Origin of the sequence: Duganella rhizosphaerae, assembly GCF_040364205.1 — a bacterium.
In the GTDB taxonomy this organism is placed as follows: Bacteria; Pseudomonadota; Gammaproteobacteria; order Burkholderiales; family Burkholderiaceae_D; genus Rugamonas; species Rugamonas rhizosphaerae.
Genome location: NZ_BPWK01000007.1, coordinates 322,601 through 343,671, shown reverse-complemented (window position 1 = coordinate 343,671; position 21,071 = coordinate 322,601). Strand labels below are relative to the sequence as shown.

Below are 21,071 nucleotides of genomic sequence, written 5' to 3'. Positions count from 1 at the left end.
GTTATGCCTTCAGCTTCTGGCCGGTCAGGCGCTCGATGGCTTCGAAGTACTTGGCCTGGGTCTTGTCGATGACGTCGGCAGGCAGCGCCGGCGCCGGTGCGGTTTTGCCCCAGGTCAGGGTTTCCAGGTAGTCGCGCACGAACTGCTTGTCGAACGACGGCGGCGACATGCCTGGCTGGTACGAGTCCGCGGGCCAGAAGCGCGACGAGTCGGCGGTCAGCACTTCGTCCATCAGGTGCATGACGCCGTTGTCGTCCAGGCCGAATTCGAACTTGGTGTCGGCGATGATGATGCCGCGCGTGGCGGCGTAGTCGGCGGCGGCCTTGTACAGGGCGATGCTGACGTCGCGCATCTTGGCGGCCAGTTCGGCGCCGATGCGGCTTTCCATGTCGGCGAAGCTGATGTTCTCGTCGTGCTCGCCCAGGTCGGCCTTGGCGGCCGGGGTGAACAGCGGCTCAGGCAGCTTCTCAGCCTGTTGCAGGCCGGCCGGCAGCTTGATGCCGCAGATGCTGCCGGTGTCCTGGTAATCCTTCCAGCCCGAACCGATGATGTAGCCGCGCACCACCGCCTCGACCATGATCGGCTTCAGGCGCTTGGCGACCACGGCGCGGCCTTTGACCTGCTCGACTTCGTCGGCGGCGACCACCGATTCCGGCGCCACGCCGGTCAGGTGGTTCGGCACGATGTGGCCGAGTTTCTCGAACCAGAAATCGCTCATCTGGTTCAGGACCATGCCCTTGCCGGGGATAGGCTCGTTCATGACGACGTCGAAGGCCGACAGGCGGTCGGTGGTGACGATCAAGATCTTGTCGTCGCCGACTGCGTAGTTGTCGCGGACTTTGCCGTGGCCGAGCAGTGGCAGGGAGTGAATGGAGGTCTGGTAAAGGCTGTTCATAGCGGGAGGTGGATAGACTAGCGGTATAGAAAAGCGAAAACCGGCGCAGGGAAAACCTTGCTAGCCGGTCAAGAGAGATGGACCGATTCCCGAGAGAATCGGTCCGTTCCAAAACAGAATTTTACTTCACAATCTGCGACAGCTCGCCGGCCTTGTAGCGCTCGGCCATTTTTTCCATCGGGATGACCTTGATCTTCGACGCCTGGCCTTCGCAGCCGAAGGCCTGGAAGCGGGCGCGCACGACCAGCTCGGCGGCGGCGCGGGCTGGTTTCAGGAAGTCGCGCGGGTCGAACTTCGACGGGTTCTGGAACAGGTACTGGCGCACCGCGGCGGTCATGGCCAGGCGGATGTCGGTGTCGATGTTGATCTTGCGGACGCCGTGACGGATGCCTTCCTGGATCTCTTCAACCGGCACGCCGTAGGTTTCCTTCATGTCGCCGCCGAATTCGCGGATGATGGCCAGCAGTTCCTGCGGCACCGACGACGAACCGTGCATCACCAGGTGGGTGTTGGGGATGCGGGCGTGGATTTCCTTGATGCGGTCGATGGCCAGGATGTCGCCGGTCGGCTTGCGGGTGAACTTGTAGGCGCCGTGCGAGGTGCCGATGGCGATCGCCAGCGCGTCGCACTGGGTGCGCTGCACGAAGTCGGCGGCCTGGGCCACGTCGGTCAGCAGCATTTCGCGGGTCATGGTGCCTTCGGCGCCGTGGCCGTCTTCCTTGTCGCCCTTCATGGTTTCCAGCGAACCGAGCACGCCCAGTTCGGCTTCCACGGTGACGCCGATGGCGTGCGAGAACTTGACCACTTCTTTCGATACTTCGACGTTGTACTCGTACGAAGCGACCGACTTGCCGTCCGCTTCCAGCGAGCCGTCCATCATCACCGAGGTGAAGCCGGAGCGGATCGCGGCCATGCAGACCGCCGGCGACTGGCCGTGGTCCTGGTGCATGACGACCGGGATGTGCGGGTAGGCTTCGACGGCGGCGTCGATCAGGTGGCGCAGGAAGGCTTCGCCGGCATATTTGCGGGCGCCGGCCGAAGCCTGCATGATGACCGGGCTGTTCAGGGCGTCGGCCGCGGCCATGATGGCCTGCACTTGCTCCAGATTGTTGACGTTGAATGCAGGGATGCCATAGCCGTTTTCAGCGGCGTGGTCCAGCAATTGGCGCATGGATACGAGGGACATGGTAATACTCCAAACAATAAAAAAACCTGGTTGCCGGAGCCACATGCCACCCTCGTTCCGCGAGGGCGGCGCTACCGGACTTACTTGGTAAATTCTCCAACCTTGACGATCTTCAGCGCATTGGTGCCGCCGACCTGGCCCATCGGCTCGCCCCAAGTGACGACGATCATGTCACCCTTCTTGGCGATGCCGTACTCGACCAGCAGATCCTCGGCCTGCTTCAATACTTCCGCGCTGCCGGCCTTTTGCAGCAGATTGTAGGCCTTCACGTTGCGATACAGCGCCACCTTGCGCTGGGTCGTCACGCTCGGCGTCAGCGCGAAGATCGGCGTATCGATGTTGTGACGGCTCATCCACAACGCGGTCGAACCGGACTCGGTCAGCGCCACGATGGCCTTCACCGCCAGGTGGTGCGCGGTGAACAGCGCGGCATAGGCGATCGACTGGTCGATCCGGGTGAAGGTCGCATTGAGGAAGTCGGCGTCGAGCTTGTTGTACTCGGACTGCTCGGCTTCCACGCAAATGGCGGCCATCATTTCCACCGTTTCAATCGGATAGCGGCCCGAGGCGGTTTCCGCCGAGGTCATCACCGCATCCGTGCCGTCCAGCACCGCGTTGGCCACGTCCGATACTTCGGCGCGGGTCGGCACGGCGTTGAAGATCATCGACTCCATCATCTGGGTCGCGGTGATCGCCAGCTTGTTCGACTCGCGCGCCATGCGGATCATGCGCTTCTGCAGCGCCGGCACCGCCGCGTTGCCCACTTCCACCGCCAGGTCGCCACGCGCGACCATGATGCCGTCGGAAGCGTCGAGGATCTCCTGCAGCACAGGGATCGCTTCGGCGCGTTCGATCTTGGCGATCATCATCGGCTTGTGGCCGAACGGCTCGCCGGCGATATTGGCCAGCTGGCGCGCCATTTCCATGTCGGTCGCGCTTTTCGGGAACGAGATCGCCAGGTAATCGCACTGGAAACTCATTGCCGTCTTGATGTCTTCCATGTCCTTGGCGGTCAGCGCCGGCGCGGTCAAGCCGCCGCCCTGGCGATTGATGCCCTTGTTGTTGGACAGTTCGCCACCGATTTTCACGGTGGTGTAAATCTCATGGCCGACGATCTTGTCGACCACCAGCACGATCAGGCCGTCGTTCAGCAGCAGCTTGTCGTCGGCGCGCAAATCCTGCGGCAGCGCCTTGTAGTCCAGGCCGACGCGTTCCTGGTTGCCCAGCTCGCCGTTTTCACCCCATTTCGCGTCCAGGATGAATTTGTCGCCGTTCACAAGGTCAATCTTACCATTTTCAAACTTGCCGACGCGGATTTTAGGACCCTGCATGTCGGCCATGATCGCCACTTCGCGGCCGCATTCGGCCGCCGCTTCGCGCACCAGGCGCGCGCGGTCGATGTGATCCTGGGCCTTGCCGTGCGAGAAGTTCAGGCGCACGACATCAACGCCCGCGCGTATCATTTTGACCAGCACGTTGAAGTCAGTGGAGGCTGGGCCGATCGTTGCAACAATTTTGGTACCACGGGACATAGTATTCCTTGAGCGTTGGGTCATGCGAACAGTCCCCGCAAGTGCGGCGGAGACCCGGAAAAGCTGCGCTGTTTATGTTGCTCGGGCCCAAAATTTGTAGCAAAGCTACAAATTTCAGACCTTTCTCAGGCATTAACTGGATTTTACTGTTAATTTGCTACACCGCACGACCGTGCTTTTATAGTTACTATTTTTACTGCGCCGCAGCACGCTGCGTCAAAATCTCCACCGCAGGCAGGGTCTTGCCTTCCAGGAACTCCAGGAAGGCGCCGCCGCCGGTCGAGATGTAACCGATCTGCTCGGTGATGTGGTACTTGGCGATGGCCGCCAGCGTGTCGCCGCCGCCGGCGATCGAGAACGCCTTCGAGCCGGCGATGGCCAGCGCCAGCGTCTTGGTGCCTTCGCCGAACTGGTCGAACTCGAACACGCCGACCGGGCCGTTCCAGACGATAGTGCCGGCGGCGCCGATCTGCGCGGCCAGGATGGCGGCGGTTTTCGGGCCGATGTCCAGGATCATGTCGTCGTCGGCCACGTCAGCCACGTCCTTGATGGTGGCGACGGCGGTTGGCGAGAATTCCTTGGCGCAGACGACGTCGACCGGGATCGGCACCTGCGCGCCGCGCTGGGCCATGATCTCGATGATGGCCTTGGCTTCCTCGACCAGCTCGTTTTCCACCAGCGACTTGCCGATGTTCAGGCCGACGGCCTTCATGAAGGTGTTGGCGATGCCGCCGCCGACGATCAGGTTGTCGACCTTGTCGGCCAGCGCCTTCAGGATCGACAGCTTGGACGAAACCTTGGAACCGGCCACGATGGCCAGCAGCGGACGGGCCGGGGCGCCCAGCGCCTTGCCCAGCGCGTCCAGCTCGGCGGCCAGCAGCGGACCGGCGCAGGCGACCGGGGCGAACTTGGCGATGCCGTGCGTCGAGGCTTCCGCGCGGTGCGCGGTGCCGAAAGCGTCGTTGACGTAGATGTCGCACAAAGCGGCCATTTTCTGCGCCAGTTCGTCGCTGTTCTTCTTCTCGCCCTTGTTCACGCGCACGTTTTCCAGCAATACCACTTGGCCGGCCTGCAGCGATTCCAGGCCGGCGCCGTCGACCCAGTTCTGTTTCAGCTCGACCGGCTGGCCCAGCAGCTCGGCCAGGCGCGCGGCAACCGGCGCCAGGCTGTCTTCCGGCTTGAACTCGCCTTCGGTCGGACGGCCCAGGTGGGACGTGACCATGACCTTGGCGCCAGCGGCCGCGGCCGCCTTGATGGCCGGTACGGAAGCGCGGATGCGCGTATCTTCGGTGATATTGCCGCTATCATCCTGCGGCACGTTCAAGTCGGCGCGGATGAAAACGCGCTTGCCTTGCAGCGCATTCTGAGCGATGAGATCTTGCAGACGGATGAAGTTCAAAACAGCGGACATGGCTACCCAAGGTCGAGTTGAAGAAAGAGCGCTATTTTACCGCAAGGACGGGGGGATTTAACTGTTATTAAAATACATTGATCAGCCGCAAAGCCGTGTAAAAAGCCATGCCGAACACAATTGTCTGCAGCATATTGCGCCGCAGCAAATAAAAGATCGTGGCAACGATACCTGATACCAATTTGAGATTGCTCAAATCGAGCAGCGGATGGCTGTCCATCATGATCAGGTCCGGCGCGACGATGGCCGCCAGCGCGCAGGCCGGCGCATAGCGCAGCATTTCCTGCACCCGCTTGGGGATGGTGATGTGCTGGCCGATCAGCCAGAACGAGCTGCGGGTGGCGGCGGTGGCCAGCGCCAGCACGCCGATGATGATCCAGACTTCCCAATCAGCCATGGTTTTTTCTCCATTTTTCGACACCCTCTTCGATCGCCATCGAGGTCAGCATGCCGACCAGCACGGCCAGCAGCAGGCCCAGCTTGTACGGCAGGCCGGCCGCCAGCACCGACACCGCGCCGGCCACCAGCACGCCGCACAGCGCGGGACGGCCCACCACCAGCGGGATCATCACGCAGATGATGGCCAGGGTGCCGGCAAAGCCCAGCCCCCATTCGGCGGGCACGGCGCTGCCGAGGAAGATGCCGGCGATCGAGCCGACCTGCCAGGCGCCCCAGTTCGGGTACAGCAGGCCTTTCAGGTAGGACAGCTTGCCCACCTGCGGCGCCTCGCTGGGGTATTTGTGCAGGAACATGGCGACCGTCATGTCGCCGGCCACGTAGCCGAGCACGAAGCGCCTGCGCCACGGCAGCTGGGCGAAATGCGGCGCCAGCAGGGCCGAGAAGATGACAAAGCGCAGGTTGACCACAAAGGCGGTGGCGAAAATGACCCAGATCGGCGAATGCGAGGCGATCAGCGGCAAGGCCGCCAGCTGGGCCGATCCGGCGAACACCAGCAGGGTCATGCCCAGCGCCTGCGGCACGGTCAGCCCGCTTTTGACCATGGCGATGCCCACCACCAGGCCCCAGGCGCCGATGCCGAACAGGGTGGGAGTACCGGTCTTGAGACCTTCGCGCCACGAGGGTTCGTGGTGCTCGGCGACGTAGGGCGGGGGAGGTGCGCTGCTCAATTCGGTCATGTGCGTAGTCGTGTGTCATTCCCGCCACATAGCGGGCCGCACCGGGGTTGTAGAGGCGCTATTTTACCGATGATTTTTGCTCAATGCGCGAATCCGTTAAAATCGTGGTTTTCCTCAGCCTTACGGAGCACACGAATATGACCAACGCCCACACGTCCGCCGCCACCAACGCAGTTGAGCTCGAGGGCAAGGACTTGCCGGCCCACTGCCCTAACCCGGCCATGCCGCTGTGGTCGTCCCACCCGCGCGTGTTCCTGGAATTCAACCACGACGGCATCGCCAAGTGCCCGTACTGCGGCACCGCCTATCGCCTGAAGCCGGGCACCGTCGTCGCTCACCACTAATAATAACCGCCAGCCACGCGCCCCGGAGCCAGCATGCCCACCAAGCGAGTCAAGCAGTTGAATGGCAGTGCCGCCGAGACCGAATCGGCTTTTTACGACGCGCTCAACCGCGCCGACCTCGATGCGCTGATGGCGCTGTGGGCCGACGACGACGAAATCGTCTGCGTACATCCGGGCGGGCCGCGCCTGATCGGCCATGCGGCGATCCGCAGCTCGTGGGCGGCGATCCTGGAACACGGCGGCCTGCACATCGTGCCGTCGCAGTTGCATGAAACCCACAACCTGATGAGCTCGGTGCACACCTTGGTCGAAGGCACCACCGCCGGCGGCGATGCCGCGCACCTGGTCGCCACCAACGTCTACGTCAAGTCGCCGCGCGGCTGGCGTATCGTGCTGCACCACGTGTCGGTGGCGCCCGGTCCGACGCCGGCCGATACCCCCAGCCAGATCCTGCATTAAACCCGCACAGCGGCAACCAGGGGTCAGACCCCGTACGGGGTCTGACCCCGCCTTATCGGGGTGAAAGCTCGGCTCAATCAACGGACAGCAATGAAATACACGGCGCCCTTCTGGCTCCCTTCGGGCCATCTGCAAACCATCTATCCCGCCACCTGCATCGCCAAGCCGGCGGTGCGGTTCCGGCGCGAGCGCTGGGAGGCGCCGGACGGCGATTTCGTCGATGTCGATTTTGTCGACGGCCAGCCGGGCCAGCCGTTCGTGGTGCTGTTCCACGGCCTCGAAGGCTCGTCCGACAGCCACTACGCGCGGGCGCTGATGGCCGACGTGGCCGCGCGCGGCTGGTCGGGCGCGGTGCCGCATTTCCGCGGCTGCTCCGGCGAACCCAACCGAGCGCCGCGCTTCTACCACTCGGGCGACGCCGCCGAGATCGACTGGATCGTGCGCCGCCTGCACGGCCGCAGCAGCGGCAAGTTCTACGCCGCCGGCGTCTCGCTGGGCGGCAACGCGCTGCTGCGCTGGCTGGGCGAGTCGCAGCACCAGGCCGATTTTGTCGACGCCGCCTGCGCGGTGTCGGCGCCGCTGGACCTGGCGCAGGGCGGCGTCTCGCTGTCGAGCGGCTTCAACATGATCTACACGCGCATGTTCCTGCAAACGCTCAAGCCCAAGTGCATCGCCAAGCTCCAGCAGTTCCCCGGCCTGTTCGACCTCGACGCGCTGCACGCCGCGCGCGACCTGTACGCCTTCGACAACGTGGTGACCGCGCCGCTGCACGGCTACCGCAACACCGACGATTACTGGGACCGCGCCAGCGCCAAGCACGTGCTCGACGACATCACCGTGCCGACCCTGGTGCTGAACGCGAAGAACGATCCCTTCCTGCCCGGCCGCCATCTGCCGCAACGTGCGGCGCCGAACGTGGTATTGGACTATCCTGCCGAGGGCGGCCATGTGGGCTTTGCCGTCGGCGGCCTGCCGGGCAAGCTGCACTGGCTGCCGCAGCGCCTGATCCACTTCATGCAAGGCGTGACCGCCACCAACGACGCACTGGCCGAACAACATGGATGACATCGTCAAGCAAGCGCTGGCCAAGTGGCCCAACGTACCCTACTGCTACGGCTGGCTGGGACTGGATGCGCGCGGCAACTGGCGCATGCGCGACGAGCGCGCCCAGCATTTGAACCTGCCCGGCGACAAACTGCACCACGCGGCGCTGGTCGCCTTCATCGTGCGCAACTACGCCGCCGACGAGCGCGGCTGCTGGTATTTCCAGAACGGTCCGCAGCGCGTGTACGTGCAGCTGGAAGCGACGCCCTACATCGTCCGCACCGATCCCGCGCAGGGCTGGGCCTTGCACACCGGCGCGGCGCTGGGGGCGGTCGAGGAAGTCGTGCTGACGGAAAGCGGGGCGCTGGTCTTGCGCAGCGGCGCCGTGGTGGCGCAGCTGGACGACCGCGATTTCGCGCACGTGCTGCCACTGTTGAAAATGAACGGCGCCGCCGTGGTCGATGAAGACCTGCTGGCGTGGATGGACGGTTCGGCGTCCGGCGCGCTGACGCTGGACGGCGTGGCCGTGCAGCGCGTGGCCGCCGCCGAACTGCCGGCGCGCTTCGGCTACGTCAACGCACCGTCCGCACCGGCATAGGATTCGATTCCGGGCGCAGGCGGTCGAGCGGATTGCCCGAGACCGCGCGCTCCGGGCCGCCGTGCATCTCCGTCTTGAACGCCGGGCGCGTATCGGCCTCGCGTAAATCCTTCTTGCCCTTCTCGCCCAGCTCCTCGCGGCGACGGGCCTGCAACTCGCGCTCGCGCGCATCGATCACGGCCTGGTCGTAGAAGGAAGCGTCGGGCGCCTTGCGCGCGTAGCTCAACTGGTCCAGCGCCGACAGCACGCCGCCCTGCAATACATACGATTCCGCCAGTGCGATATGCTGCAAAGCCAGCTTGCCCTGCTTGGAATAGGTCTGCGCCAGCAAATCGTAGGCATCGGGATCCTCGCGGTACAGCTGCACCTGGTCGCGCAGATACACGGCCGCCTGCTCCAGCTTGCCGGCCGCGATCAGCGCCTCGCCATATTGATGCGCGATGCCGCGCGACAGCGGGAACTGCAGGTGCGCCGCTTCCGCCTCGGCCAGTCCCTTTTCGATCATGGCCTTGTTGTCCGGCTGCGCCAGCTTGATCTCGATCGAGGTGCTGACGAAGATCGAATCCGGCGCCGGCCGCGCGGCCATGCTGAAGGTGCCGGCGGCGGGCGGCTTGTCGAAGGTCGCGCGCGCCTTGTCGAGCCAGACCTGGGCTTGCGCGGTATCGCCTTTTTTCAGCGACAGGAAAGCCATGCCGTACTGGCCGGCGGTGACCTGCTGGCGGTTTTCCTGCTGCATCTGGCCTTCAAAAAACACCTTGGCCTCGGCCAGTCCGGCCGAGCTCGGATCCTGCAGCACCCGCGCGCGCGAACGCACCAGGTAGAAGTCCAGGCTGTCCTGGCGCTGCTTGTAGGGCTGCTCGCGGATGCGGGCCTGGATGTCGGCGATGCGCTCGGTGGTCAGCGGGTGGCTTTGCAGATAGGCCGGCACCAGGTCGCTGTAGTTGCGGGTCGCGGTCTGCATGCGCTGGAAGAAGGCCACCATGCCCGAGGTATCGAAGCCGGCCGCGCCCATGATCTGGAAGCCGATGCGGTCGGCCTCGCGCTCGGCGTCGCGGCCGAAGTTCAGCTGCCGCTGGATGGCCAGGCCCTGCCCGGCCGAGAACACGCCGAGGGCGGCGTCGCCGCCGGCCTTGGAGGCCAGCGCCGCCAGGATCATCGCCGCCAGCGGGATCAGCGCGTCCTGCTTCTGCTGGCCGATCGAGCGGGCGATGTGGCGCTGCGCCACGTGGCCGATCTCGTGGCCCAGCACCGAGGCCAGTTCGGACTCGGACTGCGCCGCCAGCAGCAGCGCCGAGTGCACGGCGATGAAGCCGCCGGGCAGCGCGAAGGCGTTCAGCTGCGGATCGCGCACGGCGAAGAAGTAGTAGTCGAAATTGGCCTCGCCGCGCGCGCCGGGACGGGCCGCGACCAGCGAGTTGCCGAAGTTGTTCAGGTATTCGAGGATGGGACCGTCGTCGAGGAAATCGTGGTCGCGGCGGATGTCGCGCATGATTTCCTCGCCCAGCTTGCGCTCCATCAGCGGCGACAGGTCCTGGCGTTCGGTATCGCCGAGCGCGGGCAGGTTCGGGATCTTGGCGGGCGCCAGAACGTCTTGCGCCATGGCCAGGGGCATGGCAACCAGCAGCGCGGCGGCAACTACACGCATGCGCAGAGAGCGGGGGGAGCGTTTTGTATTCACGATGATATGATACCCGCAACTCGGGCGCTCACGCACGGCGTCCGCCGACGAATTATTTTGTTACGTTTTAAAGCCCACCATGACCATCGAAAACTCCGCGCCCGCCGATCAACTGACCCACTTCGACGGCTCCGGCCAGGCGCACATGGTCGATGTCGGCGCCAAGGCCGAGACGCACCGCACCGCGCTGGCCAGCGGCAGCATCCGCATGAAGCCGGAAACGCTGGCCATCATCATCGGCGGCACGGCCAAAAAGGGCGACGTGCTGGGCATCGCGCGCATCGCCGCCATCATGGCCTCCAAGCGCACCAGCGACCTGGTGCCGCTGTGCCACCCGCTGGCGCTGACCCGGGTGACGGTCGATTTCGAGACCGATGAGGCCCATTCCAGCGTGCACTGCAAGGCCCAGGTGGAAACCTACGGCAAGACCGGGGTGGAGATGGAGGCGCTGACGGCGGTGCAGGTCGGCCTGCTGACCGTGTACGACATGTGCAAGGCCGTGGACCGGGGCATGGTCATGACCGATATCCGCGTGATGGAAAAGCATGGCGGCAAGTCGGGCGATTGGAGCGTAACGAGCTGATCGGCTAAGCAAGGTAGATCCAGATCAAATAATTGTGTACAACTGCGCCAGAGAACATACTGCGGCCTATAATTTCTCTTTCAAAGGTCCATTCTGGAGGTTGAAATGCAACGTCGCCCAGAAAAGCAAGATCAAAAGCCGACCATGCCAGACGAACAAACGGCACAACCTGATATTGTTGCCAAGCTTGAGGCACGCAAAAAGGCGATCACCGCAGCTTTCGGCATATTGAAGGGCAAAGGAGTATTTCCCGAGGATGGCTTGGAGTATCAGCTCGAGGTCCGGGCAGAATGCGATTAGCCCTTTTCGACAGCAATATCCTGATCGACGCACTGAACGGAATACAACAAGCTGTGACCGAAATCGGGTATTTCGACGATATAGGTATCAGCGCCGTCACTTGGATGGAGGTAGCCTCAAAGCCTTTGGCTGATGCTGGCTGGGGTAAAATTACCCCTCACGAAATGCAGTCGATCCGCGATTTTCTGGCGACATTTACAATCATCCACACTAGCGATGCCATCATGGCTGAAGCAGCCAGGATACGTGCCAGCAGTTTAATCAATCCCCCAAAGATCCGCCTCCCCGATGCCGTCATCCAAGCCACGGCCAACGTGACCGGGCGTTTGCTCATAACCCGCAACAAGAAGGACTTCAGAGGCAACAACCTCCGTGTCCCTTATGAGCTTCAAAATTCAACGGTTTTCAACGTTGCCCCGCCGCCAGCGTGCTAACCTGCGACCAAATAGCAACCCATCCTATTGTCTGATTGTTACCTTTGTTTGGTGGGTATATAATAAATGTCACTGAAGTAATCTTTTGACGTAGGCCTCACCGTACCCGCCTCGCGCATACGAGAAAGAATTTGAATGAGCAGCAACCCTCCACCGAGCGAAGCCAAGACTCAGGAATACGAATTCGAGCAAATGAACCTGCAGGTGGGCGGCAGGATTCAGTTCATCACTCACCGCACGATCAAGCCGATCCAGCACTTCTCCACGCTGATCGGCTGGGCCAAGGATGAGTACATGATCGTCAAGGTTCCGTTCGAGAATGGCGCACCGATCGCCCTCAACGACGGCGACAAGCTGACCATCCGCGTCTTCTCCGGCGTCAACGTCTGCTCCTTCTCCTGCGTGGTGCAACGGGTATTTCCGCGTCCGCTGTTCTATGTCCACCTGTCGTTCCCGCAGTCCATCCAGGGCACCAGCCTGCGCGCGGCGATGCGGGTCAAGGTCGATATCCCGGCCCAGGTGTCTTCCCCGGCCGGCACCAATTCCGTGTTCCTGGTGAACCTGAGCGTTTCCGGCGCGCTGATCGAATCGGCCAAGAAGCTGTCGGACGACGAGGCCCAGGTCGGGCTGTCGTTCTACCTGATCGCCCAGCCCGGCAACCGCCAGGTGCGCATCAATCCGAACGCCACCATCCGCAACATCAACGTGGTCAAGCCGGCCACCGGCGACAAGCCCGAGGTGTTCACCTACGGCGTGCAGTTCATCGACCTGGATCCGGTCCACTACACCATGCTGCAAAACCTGACCTACGAGGCGTTGATCGCCGACCGCCAGAAAATCGTCTGATCCCCCCTTCCCGGAAGAGGTACGAGGATATGCGAGAATTTTATCGGGCATGCCTCCGTGGCGCAGTGGCGCTCGCCGGTGCGTTGCCCACGCCTGCGCATGCGGATGCCCGCTACGTCCGCAGCGGCGCCAGCGTGATCGTCTCCGATGCGGCGGGCGCCAGCTTGCGCATCACGCCCTACGGCTCGCATGCGATCCGGCTGCAAACGATACGCAAGGGCGAGGACTACTTCCCCGACAATTACTACGAGATGGTCGAGGCGCTTCCGCATGGCGGCGCGCTGCAGGTCAGCGGGCAAGGCGCCACGCTGGCGTTGCAGCTGCCGGGCGCCGCCCCGCTACGCCTCGTCATCGACAGGCAGACGCTGGCCGTCACCTACCTGATGGCCGGCGCGCCGGTGCTGACGGAGCAAGGCGGCCTGGAATGGCGCGACAGCAGCATCGTGCGCAGCTTCGCGCCGGATCCGGCGGAGCATTTCACCGCGCTGGGCCATGGCTACTATGGCCGCGCCCAGTCCATCGATCTGCGCGGCCAGGAACTGGGCCGCAACTACGGCAGCGAACAGATTCAGCAGGCGCCGCTGCTGGTGCCGTTCTATATTTCCAGCAAGGGTTACGGCGTCTTCCTGAACAGCACGTTCAAGAACCGCTTCAATTTCGGCGCCGACGGCCGCTATGAATTCGGCATCGACACACAGGGCTATGCCGGCCGCATGGATTACTATTTCATCGCCGGCCCGACGCCGCGCGAGGTGCTGGCGCACTATGTCGAACTGACCGGCAAGCCGCGCCTGCCGCCCAAGGCCATGTTCGGCCTGGCGCTGTCGGACAAGTCGCACGACCACGATGCGGCCACGCCCTCGGACGAGGCCTGGTGGAAGCGCAAGGTCGGCGAGCACCGCGCCGCCGGCTTCCCCATCGACCACATCGTCAACGACAACCGCTGGCGCGCCGGCGGCGGCAAGCGCTGCGAGTCGTATCTGGAATGGGATCGCGGCCGCTATCCGCAGCCGGCCGAATACGCGCAATGGCTGAAGCAGAACCGGCTGGTCACGACCATCGACGTCAACCGCTGCATCCTCGAATTCAGCGAAGGCTGGAAGCCCGAGTTCAACGTGCCCGGCGTAGCGGGCGTCGACTTCGCCACCAGCGCGCCGGACCAGACCAACCCGGCCTTCCGCCAGTGGTTCTGGGATGTCCTGTACCGCAAGTCGCTGGACCCCGCGCTGCACTATCCGGGCGACGCGCTGTGGATAGACGAATTCGACGAGATGGGCGGCGCGCCGGCGGATGCCAAACTGGCCAACGGCCGCAGCTTCGCGGAGATGCGCAATTACTGGTTCTTCCTGATCGCGCAGGCGCTGGTGCGCGACGGCTGGGACAAGTCGGCCATCACCCGGCGCCCGTATGTGTGGGTGCGCGGCATGACGGCAGGTGCGCAACGTTATGCCTCGCTGTGGAGCGGCGACATCAAGCCCAACTTCGACGAAATGAAGATGCAGATTCGCGGCATGCAGCTGGCCGGCTTGTCCGGCTTCCCGTACTGGGGCCATGACGCGGGCGGATTCTACGATTGGGAAAGCAAACAGGGTCCGGACGCCGACCTCTACCAGCAATGGGCGATGGGCTTCGGCGCGTTTGCGCCGATCTGGAAGCCGCACGGCATGGGACCGTCGCGCTGGCCGCTGGACCGCAGCGCCGGCGAACAGGCGGCGGCGCACCAGTTTGCGCAAGCCCGCTATCAGCTGATGCCCTACATTTATTCGGCGGCACATGAGGCGGCGACCAGCGGCCTGCCGATGGCGCGCGCCATGCTGCTCGACTATCCACATGACGACGCGGCGTGGAGCCACGACCTGCAATACATGTGGGGCCCGTCGCTGCTGGTCGCGCCGCGCACCAGCCGCGACGGCGCCACCGAAGTCTGGCTGCCGCCAGGCCGCTGGTACGATTTCTGGCAGCGGCAAGCGCCGCAGCAAGCGGCTGCCGGCGGAACGGTGATCAGCGTCGGCGCCGAGCGCGGCCTGCTACCGGTGTTCGTCAAGGCCGGCGCCATCCTGCCGCGCCAGGGCTATGCCACCAGCACCGCCGGCGCCGACAAACAGCGGATGCTGCTCGACATCTACACCGGCGCATCGGGCAGCACGCTGTTGCAGGAGGACGACGACGTCAGCGAAGCTTATCGCAAACAAGGCCAGCTGATGACTACCGCCATCCGCTGGGATGACGCCCATCGCAGCCTGAGCATCGGCGCCGCGCGTGGCAGTTACCGTGGCGCGCCATGGCAGCGCTCATGGCGGCTCACACTGCATGGCGCAGGGGCCAACACGTGCTACAGCGTGAACGGCAAACGCTACAACGCAACGCCGGATGGATCGGGGCAGCTGGCGACGCTACAGCTGCCGCCGGCCAAGCTCAGTCGAACGACACGCATCGTGCCCTGTACTTAGCGCCCAAATGAAAACGGCCCGGTCGAAAATTCGACCGGGCCGTCTGAGTAAGTGCTCGAATATTATGGGGTGACGTTGTTCTTGGTCAGTGCGCCCTGAGCTGCGGTGTTGGTGACGTCGGTGGTCACGTTCCAGGTGACGTTGGAGGCGCCGGCGGCGATGGTTGGGGTGAAGGTCGCGGTCAAGCCGTCGATGCCTTTGCCGACGCCGGTGGCGAATTTCTCAACGATCACACCATCCTTGACGGTGGCGCTGACCACTTCTTTGGTTGGGGTGAAGTTCGGCACGCCTTTGGCGCCGGCGTCGCAACCGGTCAGATCCCCTCCACCTTCCTGGGCGCACAGTGCCACCGCAGTCTTGATCGAGTCGACCGCGCCCTGGGCGTTGGCCATCTTGGCTTTCACGGTGTAGTCGCTGTAGGCTGGAATCGCGACCGCGGCCAGAATGCCGATAATGGCAACCACGATCATCAGTTCGATCAGGGTGAAGCCGGCCTGGGCTTGTTTCTTCATCATTTTCATGGATTTCATTTTCGACTCCTGGGGTGTGTTGAACATCAAAATTTGGTAGGACACTTAGCTATGAGCAATTGGTGTGCCAGCCTGTTTTTTGGGTAAAAAACCACAAAATATGCCAAAAACTGTCGTTTTGGGTCGCACGGACTGCCGTTTTTTGTCAGTCGGCAGGCCGCAATTTGTCAGCCAGGGCCGACGCTGACAAATATTGTCAGGCGATGCGGAAGGCCATCCGGGTGCCGCTGAGGTCGATCACGTCGCCGTGGTTCAAGCGCTGGGCCTGCTTGCCCAGGGCGATGCCGTTCACCAGCGGCGGCTGCGCGCCTTCCTGGTGGGTGATGGTGTAGGCGTCGGGCTGGCGATGGATCACCACCACCTGCACGCCGGCGCGGCCGAGCGTGGTCTGCGGCTTGGTCAGCGCCATCTGCTTGCCGGCATTGTTGCCATTTAATACTTCGATTTGCGCCAGCACGGGCGCCGCAGCCATCATGGGCCGCACGCCGTCTGCGACGAACTCGACCTGGAACTTGGCCATTTTGATCACATCCTGGTGCTGCAGGAAGTGCTTGCCGATGCGGTGGCCGTTGACGAAGGTGCCGTTGGTGCTGTGCAGGTCTTCCAGGAACGAGTCGTCCAGGATGGTGACGATGACGGCGTGGTCGCCGCTGACGGCCGGATGCGTCAACACGATGTCGTTGCGCGGGTGACGGCCGATGGTCATCCGCTCCTTGCTCAGTTGTACTTGCTGTTCTATCTGTCCATCCCGCGAGATGAGGATCTTCGCCAATCTGTTCTCCATAGAAAAAGGGGAGCCTAGGCTCCCCTTCATTATTTCACACTAAAGCGAACTGTTATTACAGCATTGCTTTCAGCAGACGCGCCATTTCGGACGGGTTCTTGGTAACGGTGATGCCGCAAGCTTCCATGATTTCCAGTTTGGCTTGTGCGGTGTCGGCGCCGCCGGAGATCAGCGCGCCGGCGTGGCCCATGCGCTTGCCTGGAGGAGCGGTGACACCGGCGATGAAGCCGACGACCGGTTTTTTCATGTTGTCTTTGATCCAGTAAGCCGCATTGGCTTCGTCCGGACCACCGATTTCGCCGATCATGATGACCGCGTCGGTATCAGGATCGTCGTTGAACATCTTCATGACGTCGATGTGCTTCAGACCGTTGATCGGGTCGCCGCCGATGCCGACTGCCGACGATTGGCCCAGGCCCAGTGCGGTCAGCTGACCGACTGCTTCATAGGTCAGGGTGCCCGAACGCGAAACCACGCCGATACGGCCCTTGCGGTGGATGTGACCTGGCATGATGCCGATCTTGATTTCGTCAGGGGTGATCAGGCCTGGGCAGTTAGGGCCCAGCAGCAGGGTCTTGGAACCTGCTTTGGCCATGCGGTCTTTCAGCGCCATCATGTCGCGGACAGGAATGCCTTCGGTGATGCAAATGGCCAGGTCCAGTTCGGCTTCGACAGCTTCCCAGATCGCAGCGGCAGCGCCTGCTGGCGGTACGTAGATCACGGAAACGTTGGCGCCGGTTTCTTTTTTCGCTTCTGCAACGTTAGCGAAAATAGGAATGCCTTCGAAATCTTCGCCGGCTTTCTTCGGGTTCACGCCTGCGACGAAGGCATTTTTGCCGTTCGCGTAGTCGCGGCAGCCGCGGGTGTGGAATTGACCGGTTTTGCCGGTAATACCTTGGGTAACGACTTTGGTATCTTTATTGATCAGAATGGACATATTGATTCCTTAATTAAGCTTGACCGGCAGCGGCGGCGACTACGCTCTTCGCTGCATCTTCCATGGTGTCGGCTGCGATGATAGGCAGACCGGAATCGGCCAGCATCTTCTTGCCCAGGTCTTCGTTGGTGCCCTTCATGCGCACAACCAGCGGCACGTTCAGCGACACCGCTTTGACCGCGGTGATCACGCCTTCGGCGATGACGTCGCAACGCATGATGCCGCCGAAGATGTTGACCAGGATGGCTTTCAGGCCTGGGTTTTTCAACATGATCTTGAAGGCTTCGGTGACTTTCTCAGCCGTGGCGCCGCCGCCTACGTCCAGGAAGTTGGCTGGCTCGCCGCCGAACAGCTTGATGGTGTCCATGGTGGCCATGGCCAGGCCGGCGCCGTTCACCAGGCAGCCGATGTTGCCGTCCAGGGAGATGTAGGCCAGGTCGAATTTCGATGCTTCGACTTCAGCTGGATCTTCTTCGTCCAGATCGCGGTAAGCGACGATTTCTGGTTGACGGAACAGCGAGTTGGCGTCGAAGTTGAACTTGGCGTCCAGAGCGATGACCTTGCCCGAACCGGTCAGGATCAGCGGGTTGATTTCGGCCAGCGACGAGTCGGTTTCCCAGTAGGCTTTGTACAGGCCTTGCAGGTTGGTGACCGCGTCGGCGATCGAAGCTTCCGGCACGCCGATCTTGGCGGCGATGCCAGCGGCTTCAGCATCGGTCAGGCCGATCGACGGGTCGATGGCGATCGAGTGCAGCAGTTCCGGGTGGGACTCGGCAACTTCTTCGATGTCCATGCCGCCTTCGGAGGAAGCCATCAGCACAACGCGCTGCGATACGCGGTCGGTGACCAGCGATACGTACAGTTCTTTCTTGATGTCCGCGCCTTCTTCGATCAGCAGGCGGCGTACTTTCTGGCCTTCAGGGCCGGTCTGGTGCGTGACCAGCTGCATGCCCAGGATCTGCTCGGAGAATTCTTTGACTTGTTCCAGCGATTTGGCGACTTTGACGCCGCCGCCTTTACCACGGCCACCGGCGTGGATCTGTGCTTTTACAACCCAGACCGGGCCGCCCAAGGTTTCAGCAGCTTTGACTGCTTCTTCAACGGACATGCACGGAATACCGCGCGGAACCGTCACTCCGTATTTTCGGAGGATTTCTTTGCCTTGATACTCATGGATTTTCATGCTGGCTTCCCTTCTGATGCTGATGTGTAAAAATCGGTTGATACTGCGAAATGTGTGAATCTAGTAAGCAGAGATTGCTACGCGCCACCTGGTGCTGCTTTGGCCACCCAGCGCGGGTAAAACTGCGCCACTGCTCCGCCGTCGGTGCGCAGGGCATGGCATTTGTCGAGTTGAAACGGCTTCTGGCGCGGCACGCCATCATTTTCGGTCGCCGCGTCGTTGGTCGACCAGACATCGTTGGCGAACGCCTGCACCGCGGCCGTTGGCAGGATCTGCGCCAGTTCGGTCAAATGGGTGCAGCCGGAAGTACCGGCCAGGCGTTGCTTGAGCTCGTGGCGGAAACCCTTCATCAGGTTCAGGCCGACGAGCTGTTTTTTATAATCGGGGGCAATGGTGTCGCAGTGGCCGGGATACGGAACGGCATCGGATGCGGCTTCGGCATCGACGATGTTCAGTTGCAGATCGACGGTCAAACGCAGGTGCAGGTCATGCAGAGGGGCGCCGGCAGCGCGTGGGCCCGAGGCCAGCACGGTGTCGATGGTTTTGATATCGGTGATATGGGCGTCGAGATCCCACAGCCCGTCATCGCGTGCGTACGCTTGGACGGCAATTGCGCGCGTGTGCCGGAGCGCACGTCGGTTAACTGGGGTTGACAGGGACATAAGACCGATGCCGCTCTCGCGACAGAAATTTAGTAAGCAGCCATGTGCTGAATCGCACGTGTCCGCAGCTTCTACGGACAACTACCGCACCTGCGGCGCTGCAAAAACCCCAAAAGTGTAGCACATCAAGACCTCCAGTTGCGTCAGAACATATCTTTTGGAAGGAAAAATGGCCGTTTCGAGATCGTTTTTACAAGAAATTCACCAGTCTTATTTCAGTCATGGAAACATTGCATGGTGCGGCGCGGCACGCGCCCCGCACGGCGGCACGGAGGGATCGGACCCGCCGGGTCCGACCCCAGCCTTTGTATTTGGGGTTAGGTCTCACTCGTCTTCCGGCGCGCCTTTCAGGGCGGTTTGCACGGCGCGCTGGGAAAATCCCCGTTGCAGCAGGAAGCGCATCTGTTTGTTGCGTTCCTGCGGATCGGCGGCCACGGTGCCGAACTTGCGGTTCCAGACGTCGACGCAGCGCTCGGTCTCGCCTTCGGCCAGGCCGGCCTTCAGTTCCTGCAGTTCCTCGCCCTTGATGCCGTGGCTTTGCAGCTCGGCGACGATGCGGCTGTTGCCGAAGCGGGCCGAGCGACGGTGGATCAGCGCTTCGGAGAAACGCTCCTGCGACAGCCAGTTGTTCTTTTCCAGCAGGTCGAGCAGGGCTTCGACGTCGTCGCCCTCTTCCGCGTAGCGCGCCAGCTTGCGGGCCAGCTCCATGCGGCTGTGTTCGCGCATCGACAGATAGCGCAGGGCGCGGCCCTTCAAGCTAAGTTGCGGTGCTGCCATTAAAAAACCTCTGAACAATGAGAAAACCACCGCTTGCACAGGCAAGACGGTGGTTCGGGATAAAGCGGACGCTGATTACGCGGCGTCGGCCTTGTCGCCTTTGTCTGCTTTATCAGCCTTGTCGGCCTTGTCGACCGATTTCAGCTTGACCACGGTGTCGCCCTTGTCGGCGGCCAGCGGCGGCAGTACGCGCACGCCCAGCGATTCGCGGACCTTGTTTTCGATTTCCCACGCCAGCTCCGGACGCTCCTGCAGGAAGATGCGGGCGTTGTCCTTGCCCTGGCCGACGCGCTCGCCGTTGTAGCTGTACCAGGAACCGGACTTCTCGACGATCTTCGCTTCCACGCCCAGATCAAGAATCTCGCCTTCACGCGAGGTGCCGGCGCCGTACAGGATGTCGAAGTGCGCTTCCTTGAACGGTGGCGCAATCTTGTTCTTGACGACCTTGACCTTGGTTTCGTTGCCGATCACCTCGTCGCCCGATTTGATCGAGCCGGTGCGGCGGATGTCCAGGCGCACGGAGGCGTAGAACTTCAGCGCGTTGCCGCCGGTGGTGGTTTCCGGGCTGCCGAACATGACGCCGATCTTCATGCGGATCTGGTTGATGAAGATGACCAGGGTGTTGGTGCGGTTGATCGAACCGGTCAGCTTGCGCAGCGCCTGGGACATCAAACGGGCTTGCAGGCCCGGCAGCGAATCGCCCATGTCGCCTTCGATCTCGGCGCGTGGCGTCAGCGCGGCGACCGAGTCGATCACCACCAGGTCGACCGAGCCGGAGCGCACCAGCGCGTCGCAGATTTCCAGCGCTTGCTCGCCGGTGTCCGGCTGCGAAATCAGCAGCTCGTGCAGGTTGACGCCCAGTTTCTGTGCGTAGCCGACGTCCAGCGCATGCTCCGCGTCGATGAAGGCGCAGGTGCCGCCCAGCTTTTGCATTTCAGCAATAGTTTGCAGGGTCAGCGTGGTTTTACCCGACGATTCAGGACCGTAGATTTCCACCACGCGGCCGCGCGGCAGGCCGCCGACGCCCAGCGCGATATCCAGGCCGAGCGAACCGGTCGACACGACCTGTACGTCCTCGATCGGGGCGTTGGCGTCCATGCGCATTACGGAGCCTTTGCCGAATTGCTTCTCAATCTGGGCCAGCGCGGCAGCCAGCGCCTTGGCCTTTTCTGATGCAGGTACAACAGCTTTTTTATCGTCCATAATGTTCTTTCAACCAGTAGGTGGGTGCAAATTCGTCGGTACAGGCAGCACTGTATAAAAAAACAGTGCTTAATGCAAGCACGATTTTTAAACAATTTT

Annotated in this window: 23 protein-coding genes; 9 read left to right on the top strand and 14 right to left on the bottom strand. The window is 62.5% G+C overall.

Features of this window, described 5'->3' with window-relative positions; translation table 11 throughout:
• Position 1: 1 nt before the first annotated feature.
• The 6 genes from RUGAMON1_RS17680 to RUGAMON1_RS17655 form a co-directional block, all read right to left on the bottom strand.
• Positions 2-895 carry a phosphoribosylaminoimidazolesuccinocarboxamide synthase gene (locus tag RUGAMON1_RS17680; protein WP_445231734.1) on the bottom strand — a complete coding sequence of 298 codons (894 nt, stop codon included), beginning with the start codon at positions 893-895 and terminating at the stop codon, positions 2-4.
• A 121-nt stretch (positions 896-1,016) separates the two neighbouring features.
• Positions 1,017-2,081, bottom strand: coding sequence for a class II fructose-bisphosphate aldolase (gene fba, locus RUGAMON1_RS17675; RefSeq protein ID WP_445231733.1), 1,065 nt, complete (start codon positions 2,079-2,081; stop codon positions 1,017-1,019).
• 80 nt (positions 2,082-2,161) lie between these two features.
• Positions 2,162-3,613, bottom strand: coding sequence for a pyruvate kinase (gene pyk, locus RUGAMON1_RS17670; RefSeq protein WP_445231732.1), 1,452 nt, complete (start codon positions 3,611-3,613; stop codon positions 2,162-2,164).
• 193 nt (positions 3,614-3,806) lie between these two features.
• Entirely contained in the window at positions 3,807-5,024 is a 1,218-nt protein-coding gene (locus RUGAMON1_RS17665; protein ID WP_445231731.1) for a phosphoglycerate kinase, read from the bottom strand.
• A gap of 67 nt (positions 5,025-5,091) precedes the next feature.
• Positions 5,092-5,421 (bottom strand): branched-chain amino acid transport AzlD family protein, encoded by a 330-nt coding sequence (locus tag RUGAMON1_RS17660; protein WP_445231730.1) that lies wholly within the window; start codon positions 5,419-5,421, stop codon positions 5,092-5,094.
• On the bottom strand, positions 5,414-6,160 hold the full coding sequence (locus tag RUGAMON1_RS17655) for an AzlC family ABC transporter permease (RefSeq protein WP_445231729.1): 747 nt from the start codon (positions 6,158-6,160) through the stop codon (positions 5,414-5,416). Before RUGAMON1_RS17655 ends, RUGAMON1_RS17660 begins: the two co-directional genes overlap by 8 nt.
• 137 nt (positions 6,161-6,297) lie before the next feature.
• On the opposite strand from RUGAMON1_RS17655, the gene RUGAMON1_RS17650 reads away from it, so the two are divergent.
• The 4 genes from RUGAMON1_RS17650 to RUGAMON1_RS17635 all read left to right on the top strand — a co-directional run bounded on the left by RUGAMON1_RS17650 (position 6,298) and on the right by RUGAMON1_RS17635 (position 8,605).
• Positions 6,298-6,504, top strand: coding sequence for a zinc-finger domain-containing protein (locus tag RUGAMON1_RS17650; protein ID WP_026334010.1), 207 nt, complete (start codon positions 6,298-6,300; stop codon positions 6,502-6,504).
• Positions 6,505-6,537: 33 nt separating this feature from the next.
• Positions 6,538-6,963 carry a YybH family protein gene (locus RUGAMON1_RS17645; RefSeq protein ID WP_445231728.1) on the top strand — a complete coding sequence of 142 codons (426 nt, stop codon included), beginning with the start codon at positions 6,538-6,540 and terminating at the stop codon, positions 6,961-6,963.
• Between the two features lie 90 nt (positions 6,964-7,053).
• Positions 7,054-8,028 carry a YheT family hydrolase gene (locus RUGAMON1_RS17640; protein ID WP_445231727.1) on the top strand — a complete coding sequence of 325 codons (975 nt, stop codon included), beginning with the start codon at positions 7,054-7,056 and terminating at the stop codon, positions 8,026-8,028.
• Positions 8,021-8,605: a DUF2946 family protein gene (locus tag RUGAMON1_RS17635; protein ID WP_445231726.1), complete on the top strand. Its 585-nt coding sequence runs from the start codon at positions 8,021-8,023 to the stop codon at positions 8,603-8,605. Before RUGAMON1_RS17640 ends, RUGAMON1_RS17635 begins: the two co-directional genes overlap by 8 nt.
• On the opposite strand, the gene RUGAMON1_RS17630 is transcribed toward RUGAMON1_RS17635, so the two are convergent.
• A complete protein-coding gene (locus RUGAMON1_RS17630) occupies positions 8,580-10,250 on the bottom strand; it encodes a M48 family metallopeptidase (protein ID WP_445231725.1) in 1,671 nt (556 codons plus the stop codon). The two genes, RUGAMON1_RS17635 and RUGAMON1_RS17630, sit on opposite strands and share 26 nt — an antisense overlap.
• 112 nt (positions 10,251-10,362) lie before the next feature.
• Here RUGAMON1_RS17630 and moaC point away from each other — a divergent pair, with 112 nt between their 5' ends.
• From moaC to RUGAMON1_RS17605, 5 genes are all read left to right on the top strand, one after another.
• Positions 10,363-10,866 carry a cyclic pyranopterin monophosphate synthase MoaC gene (gene moaC, locus RUGAMON1_RS17625; RefSeq protein ID WP_445231724.1) on the top strand — a complete coding sequence of 168 codons (504 nt, stop codon included), beginning with the start codon at positions 10,363-10,365 and terminating at the stop codon, positions 10,864-10,866.
• Positions 10,867-10,971: 105 nt separating this feature from the next.
• Positions 10,972-11,166 (top strand): hypothetical protein, encoded by a 195-nt coding sequence (locus RUGAMON1_RS17620; protein WP_445231723.1) that lies wholly within the window; start codon positions 10,972-10,974, stop codon positions 11,164-11,166.
• Entirely contained in the window at positions 11,157-11,600 is a 444-nt protein-coding gene (locus tag RUGAMON1_RS17615) for a PIN domain-containing protein (protein ID WP_445231722.1), read from the top strand. Before RUGAMON1_RS17620 ends, RUGAMON1_RS17615 begins: the two co-directional genes overlap by 10 nt.
• Before the next feature lie 135 nt (positions 11,601-11,735).
• Positions 11,736-12,446, top strand: coding sequence for a flagellar brake protein (locus RUGAMON1_RS17610; RefSeq protein WP_445231721.1), 711 nt, complete (start codon positions 11,736-11,738; stop codon positions 12,444-12,446).
• Positions 12,447-12,475: 29 nt separating this feature from the next.
• Entirely contained in the window at positions 12,476-14,896 is a 2,421-nt protein-coding gene (locus RUGAMON1_RS17605) for a glycoside hydrolase family 31 protein (RefSeq protein WP_445231720.1), read from the top strand.
• A gap of 62 nt (positions 14,897-14,958) precedes the next feature.
• On the opposite strand, the gene RUGAMON1_RS17600 is transcribed toward RUGAMON1_RS17605, so the two are convergent.
• The 7 genes from RUGAMON1_RS17600 to recA all read right to left on the bottom strand — a co-directional run bounded on the left by RUGAMON1_RS17600 (position 14,959) and on the right by recA (position 20,972).
• Positions 14,959-15,426 carry a pilin gene (locus RUGAMON1_RS17600; protein ID WP_445231719.1) on the bottom strand — a complete coding sequence of 156 codons (468 nt, stop codon included), beginning with the start codon at positions 15,424-15,426 and terminating at the stop codon, positions 14,959-14,961.
• Between the two features lie 196 nt (positions 15,427-15,622).
• Entirely contained in the window at positions 15,623-16,198 is a 576-nt protein-coding gene (locus tag RUGAMON1_RS17595; RefSeq protein WP_445231718.1) for an FHA domain-containing protein, read from the bottom strand.
• A 67-nt stretch (positions 16,199-16,265) separates the two neighbouring features.
• The gene (gene sucD, locus RUGAMON1_RS17590; RefSeq protein ID WP_116992124.1) at positions 16,266-17,147 is read right to left on the bottom strand and encodes a succinate--CoA ligase subunit alpha; all 882 of its coding nucleotides are present in this window, start codon (positions 17,145-17,147) and stop codon (positions 16,266-16,268) included.
• Between the two features lie 13 nt (positions 17,148-17,160).
• A complete protein-coding gene (sucC, locus tag RUGAMON1_RS17585) occupies positions 17,161-18,330 on the bottom strand; it encodes an ADP-forming succinate--CoA ligase subunit beta (RefSeq protein WP_445231717.1) in 1,170 nt (389 codons plus the stop codon).
• Between the two features lie 77 nt (positions 18,331-18,407).
• Positions 18,408-18,992, bottom strand: coding sequence for a DUF2889 domain-containing protein (locus tag RUGAMON1_RS17580; RefSeq protein WP_445231716.1), 585 nt, complete (start codon positions 18,990-18,992; stop codon positions 18,408-18,410).
• A gap of 324 nt (positions 18,993-19,316) precedes the next feature.
• Positions 19,317-19,769: a recombination regulator RecX gene (recX, locus tag RUGAMON1_RS17575; protein WP_445231715.1), complete on the bottom strand. Its 453-nt coding sequence runs from the start codon at positions 19,767-19,769 to the stop codon at positions 19,317-19,319.
• 75 nt (positions 19,770-19,844) lie between these two features.
• Positions 19,845-20,972 carry a recombinase RecA gene (recA, locus tag RUGAMON1_RS17570; RefSeq protein ID WP_445231714.1) on the bottom strand — a complete coding sequence of 376 codons (1,128 nt, stop codon included), beginning with the start codon at positions 20,970-20,972 and terminating at the stop codon, positions 19,845-19,847.
• Positions 20,973-21,071: the final 99 nt, after the last annotated feature.

Excerpts from the sequence above, each read along its gene's own strand:
- RUGAMON1_RS17640 (WP_445231727.1), top strand. The coding sequence starts at position 7,054 with ATGAAATACACGGCGCCCTTCTGGCTCCCTTCGGGCCATCTGCAAACC.
- RUGAMON1_RS17630 (WP_445231725.1), bottom strand. The coding sequence starts at position 10,250 with ATGCGTGTAGTTGCCGCCGCGCTGCTGGTTGCCATGCCCCTGGCCATG.
- RUGAMON1_RS17615 (WP_445231722.1), top strand. The coding sequence starts at position 11,157 with ATGCGATTAGCCCTTTTCGACAGCAATATCCTGATCGACGCACTGAAC.
- pyk (WP_445231732.1), bottom strand. The coding sequence starts at position 3,613 with ATGTCCCGTGGTACCAAAATTGTTGCAACGATCGGCCCAGCCTCCACT.
- RUGAMON1_RS17620 (WP_445231723.1), top strand. The coding sequence starts at position 10,972 with ATGCAACGTCGCCCAGAAAAGCAAGATCAAAAGCCGACCATGCCAGAC.
- RUGAMON1_RS17655 (WP_445231729.1), bottom strand. The coding sequence starts at position 6,160 with ATGACCGAATTGAGCAGCGCACCTCCCCCGCCCTACGTCGCCGAGCAC.
- RUGAMON1_RS17680 (WP_445231734.1), bottom strand. The coding sequence starts at position 895 with ATGAACAGCCTTTACCAGACCTCCATTCACTCCCTGCCACTGCTCGGC.
- RUGAMON1_RS17665 (WP_445231731.1), bottom strand. The coding sequence starts at position 5,024 with ATGTCCGCTGTTTTGAACTTCATCCGTCTGCAAGATCTCATCGCTCAG.
- RUGAMON1_RS17610 (WP_445231721.1), top strand. The coding sequence starts at position 11,736 with ATGAGCAGCAACCCTCCACCGAGCGAAGCCAAGACTCAGGAATACGAA.
- sucD (WP_116992124.1), bottom strand. The coding sequence starts at position 17,147 with ATGTCCATTCTGATCAATAAAGATACCAAAGTCGTTACCCAAGGTATT.
- RUGAMON1_RS17650 (WP_026334010.1), top strand. The coding sequence starts at position 6,298 with ATGACCAACGCCCACACGTCCGCCGCCACCAACGCAGTTGAGCTCGAG.
- RUGAMON1_RS17635 (WP_445231726.1), top strand. The coding sequence starts at position 8,021 with ATGGATGACATCGTCAAGCAAGCGCTGGCCAAGTGGCCCAACGTACCC.
- RUGAMON1_RS17605 (WP_445231720.1), top strand. The coding sequence starts at position 12,476 with ATGCGAGAATTTTATCGGGCATGCCTCCGTGGCGCAGTGGCGCTCGCC.
- recX (WP_445231715.1), bottom strand. The coding sequence starts at position 19,769 with ATGGCAGCACCGCAACTTAGCTTGAAGGGCCGCGCCCTGCGCTATCTG.
- RUGAMON1_RS17645 (WP_445231728.1), top strand. The coding sequence starts at position 6,538 with ATGCCCACCAAGCGAGTCAAGCAGTTGAATGGCAGTGCCGCCGAGACC.
- RUGAMON1_RS17600 (WP_445231719.1), bottom strand. The coding sequence starts at position 15,426 with ATGAAATCCATGAAAATGATGAAGAAACAAGCCCAGGCCGGCTTCACC.
- RUGAMON1_RS17660 (WP_445231730.1), bottom strand. The coding sequence starts at position 5,421 with ATGGCTGATTGGGAAGTCTGGATCATCATCGGCGTGCTGGCGCTGGCC.
- moaC (WP_445231724.1), top strand. The coding sequence starts at position 10,363 with ATGACCATCGAAAACTCCGCGCCCGCCGATCAACTGACCCACTTCGAC.
- RUGAMON1_RS17580 (WP_445231716.1), bottom strand. The coding sequence starts at position 18,992 with ATGTCCCTGTCAACCCCAGTTAACCGACGTGCGCTCCGGCACACGCGC.
- recA (WP_445231714.1), bottom strand. The coding sequence starts at position 20,972 with ATGGACGATAAAAAAGCTGTTGTACCTGCATCAGAAAAGGCCAAGGCG.
- fba (WP_445231733.1), bottom strand. The coding sequence starts at position 2,081 with ATGTCCCTCGTATCCATGCGCCAATTGCTGGACCACGCCGCTGAAAAC.
- sucC (WP_445231717.1), bottom strand. The coding sequence starts at position 18,330 with ATGAAAATCCATGAGTATCAAGGCAAAGAAATCCTCCGAAAATACGGA.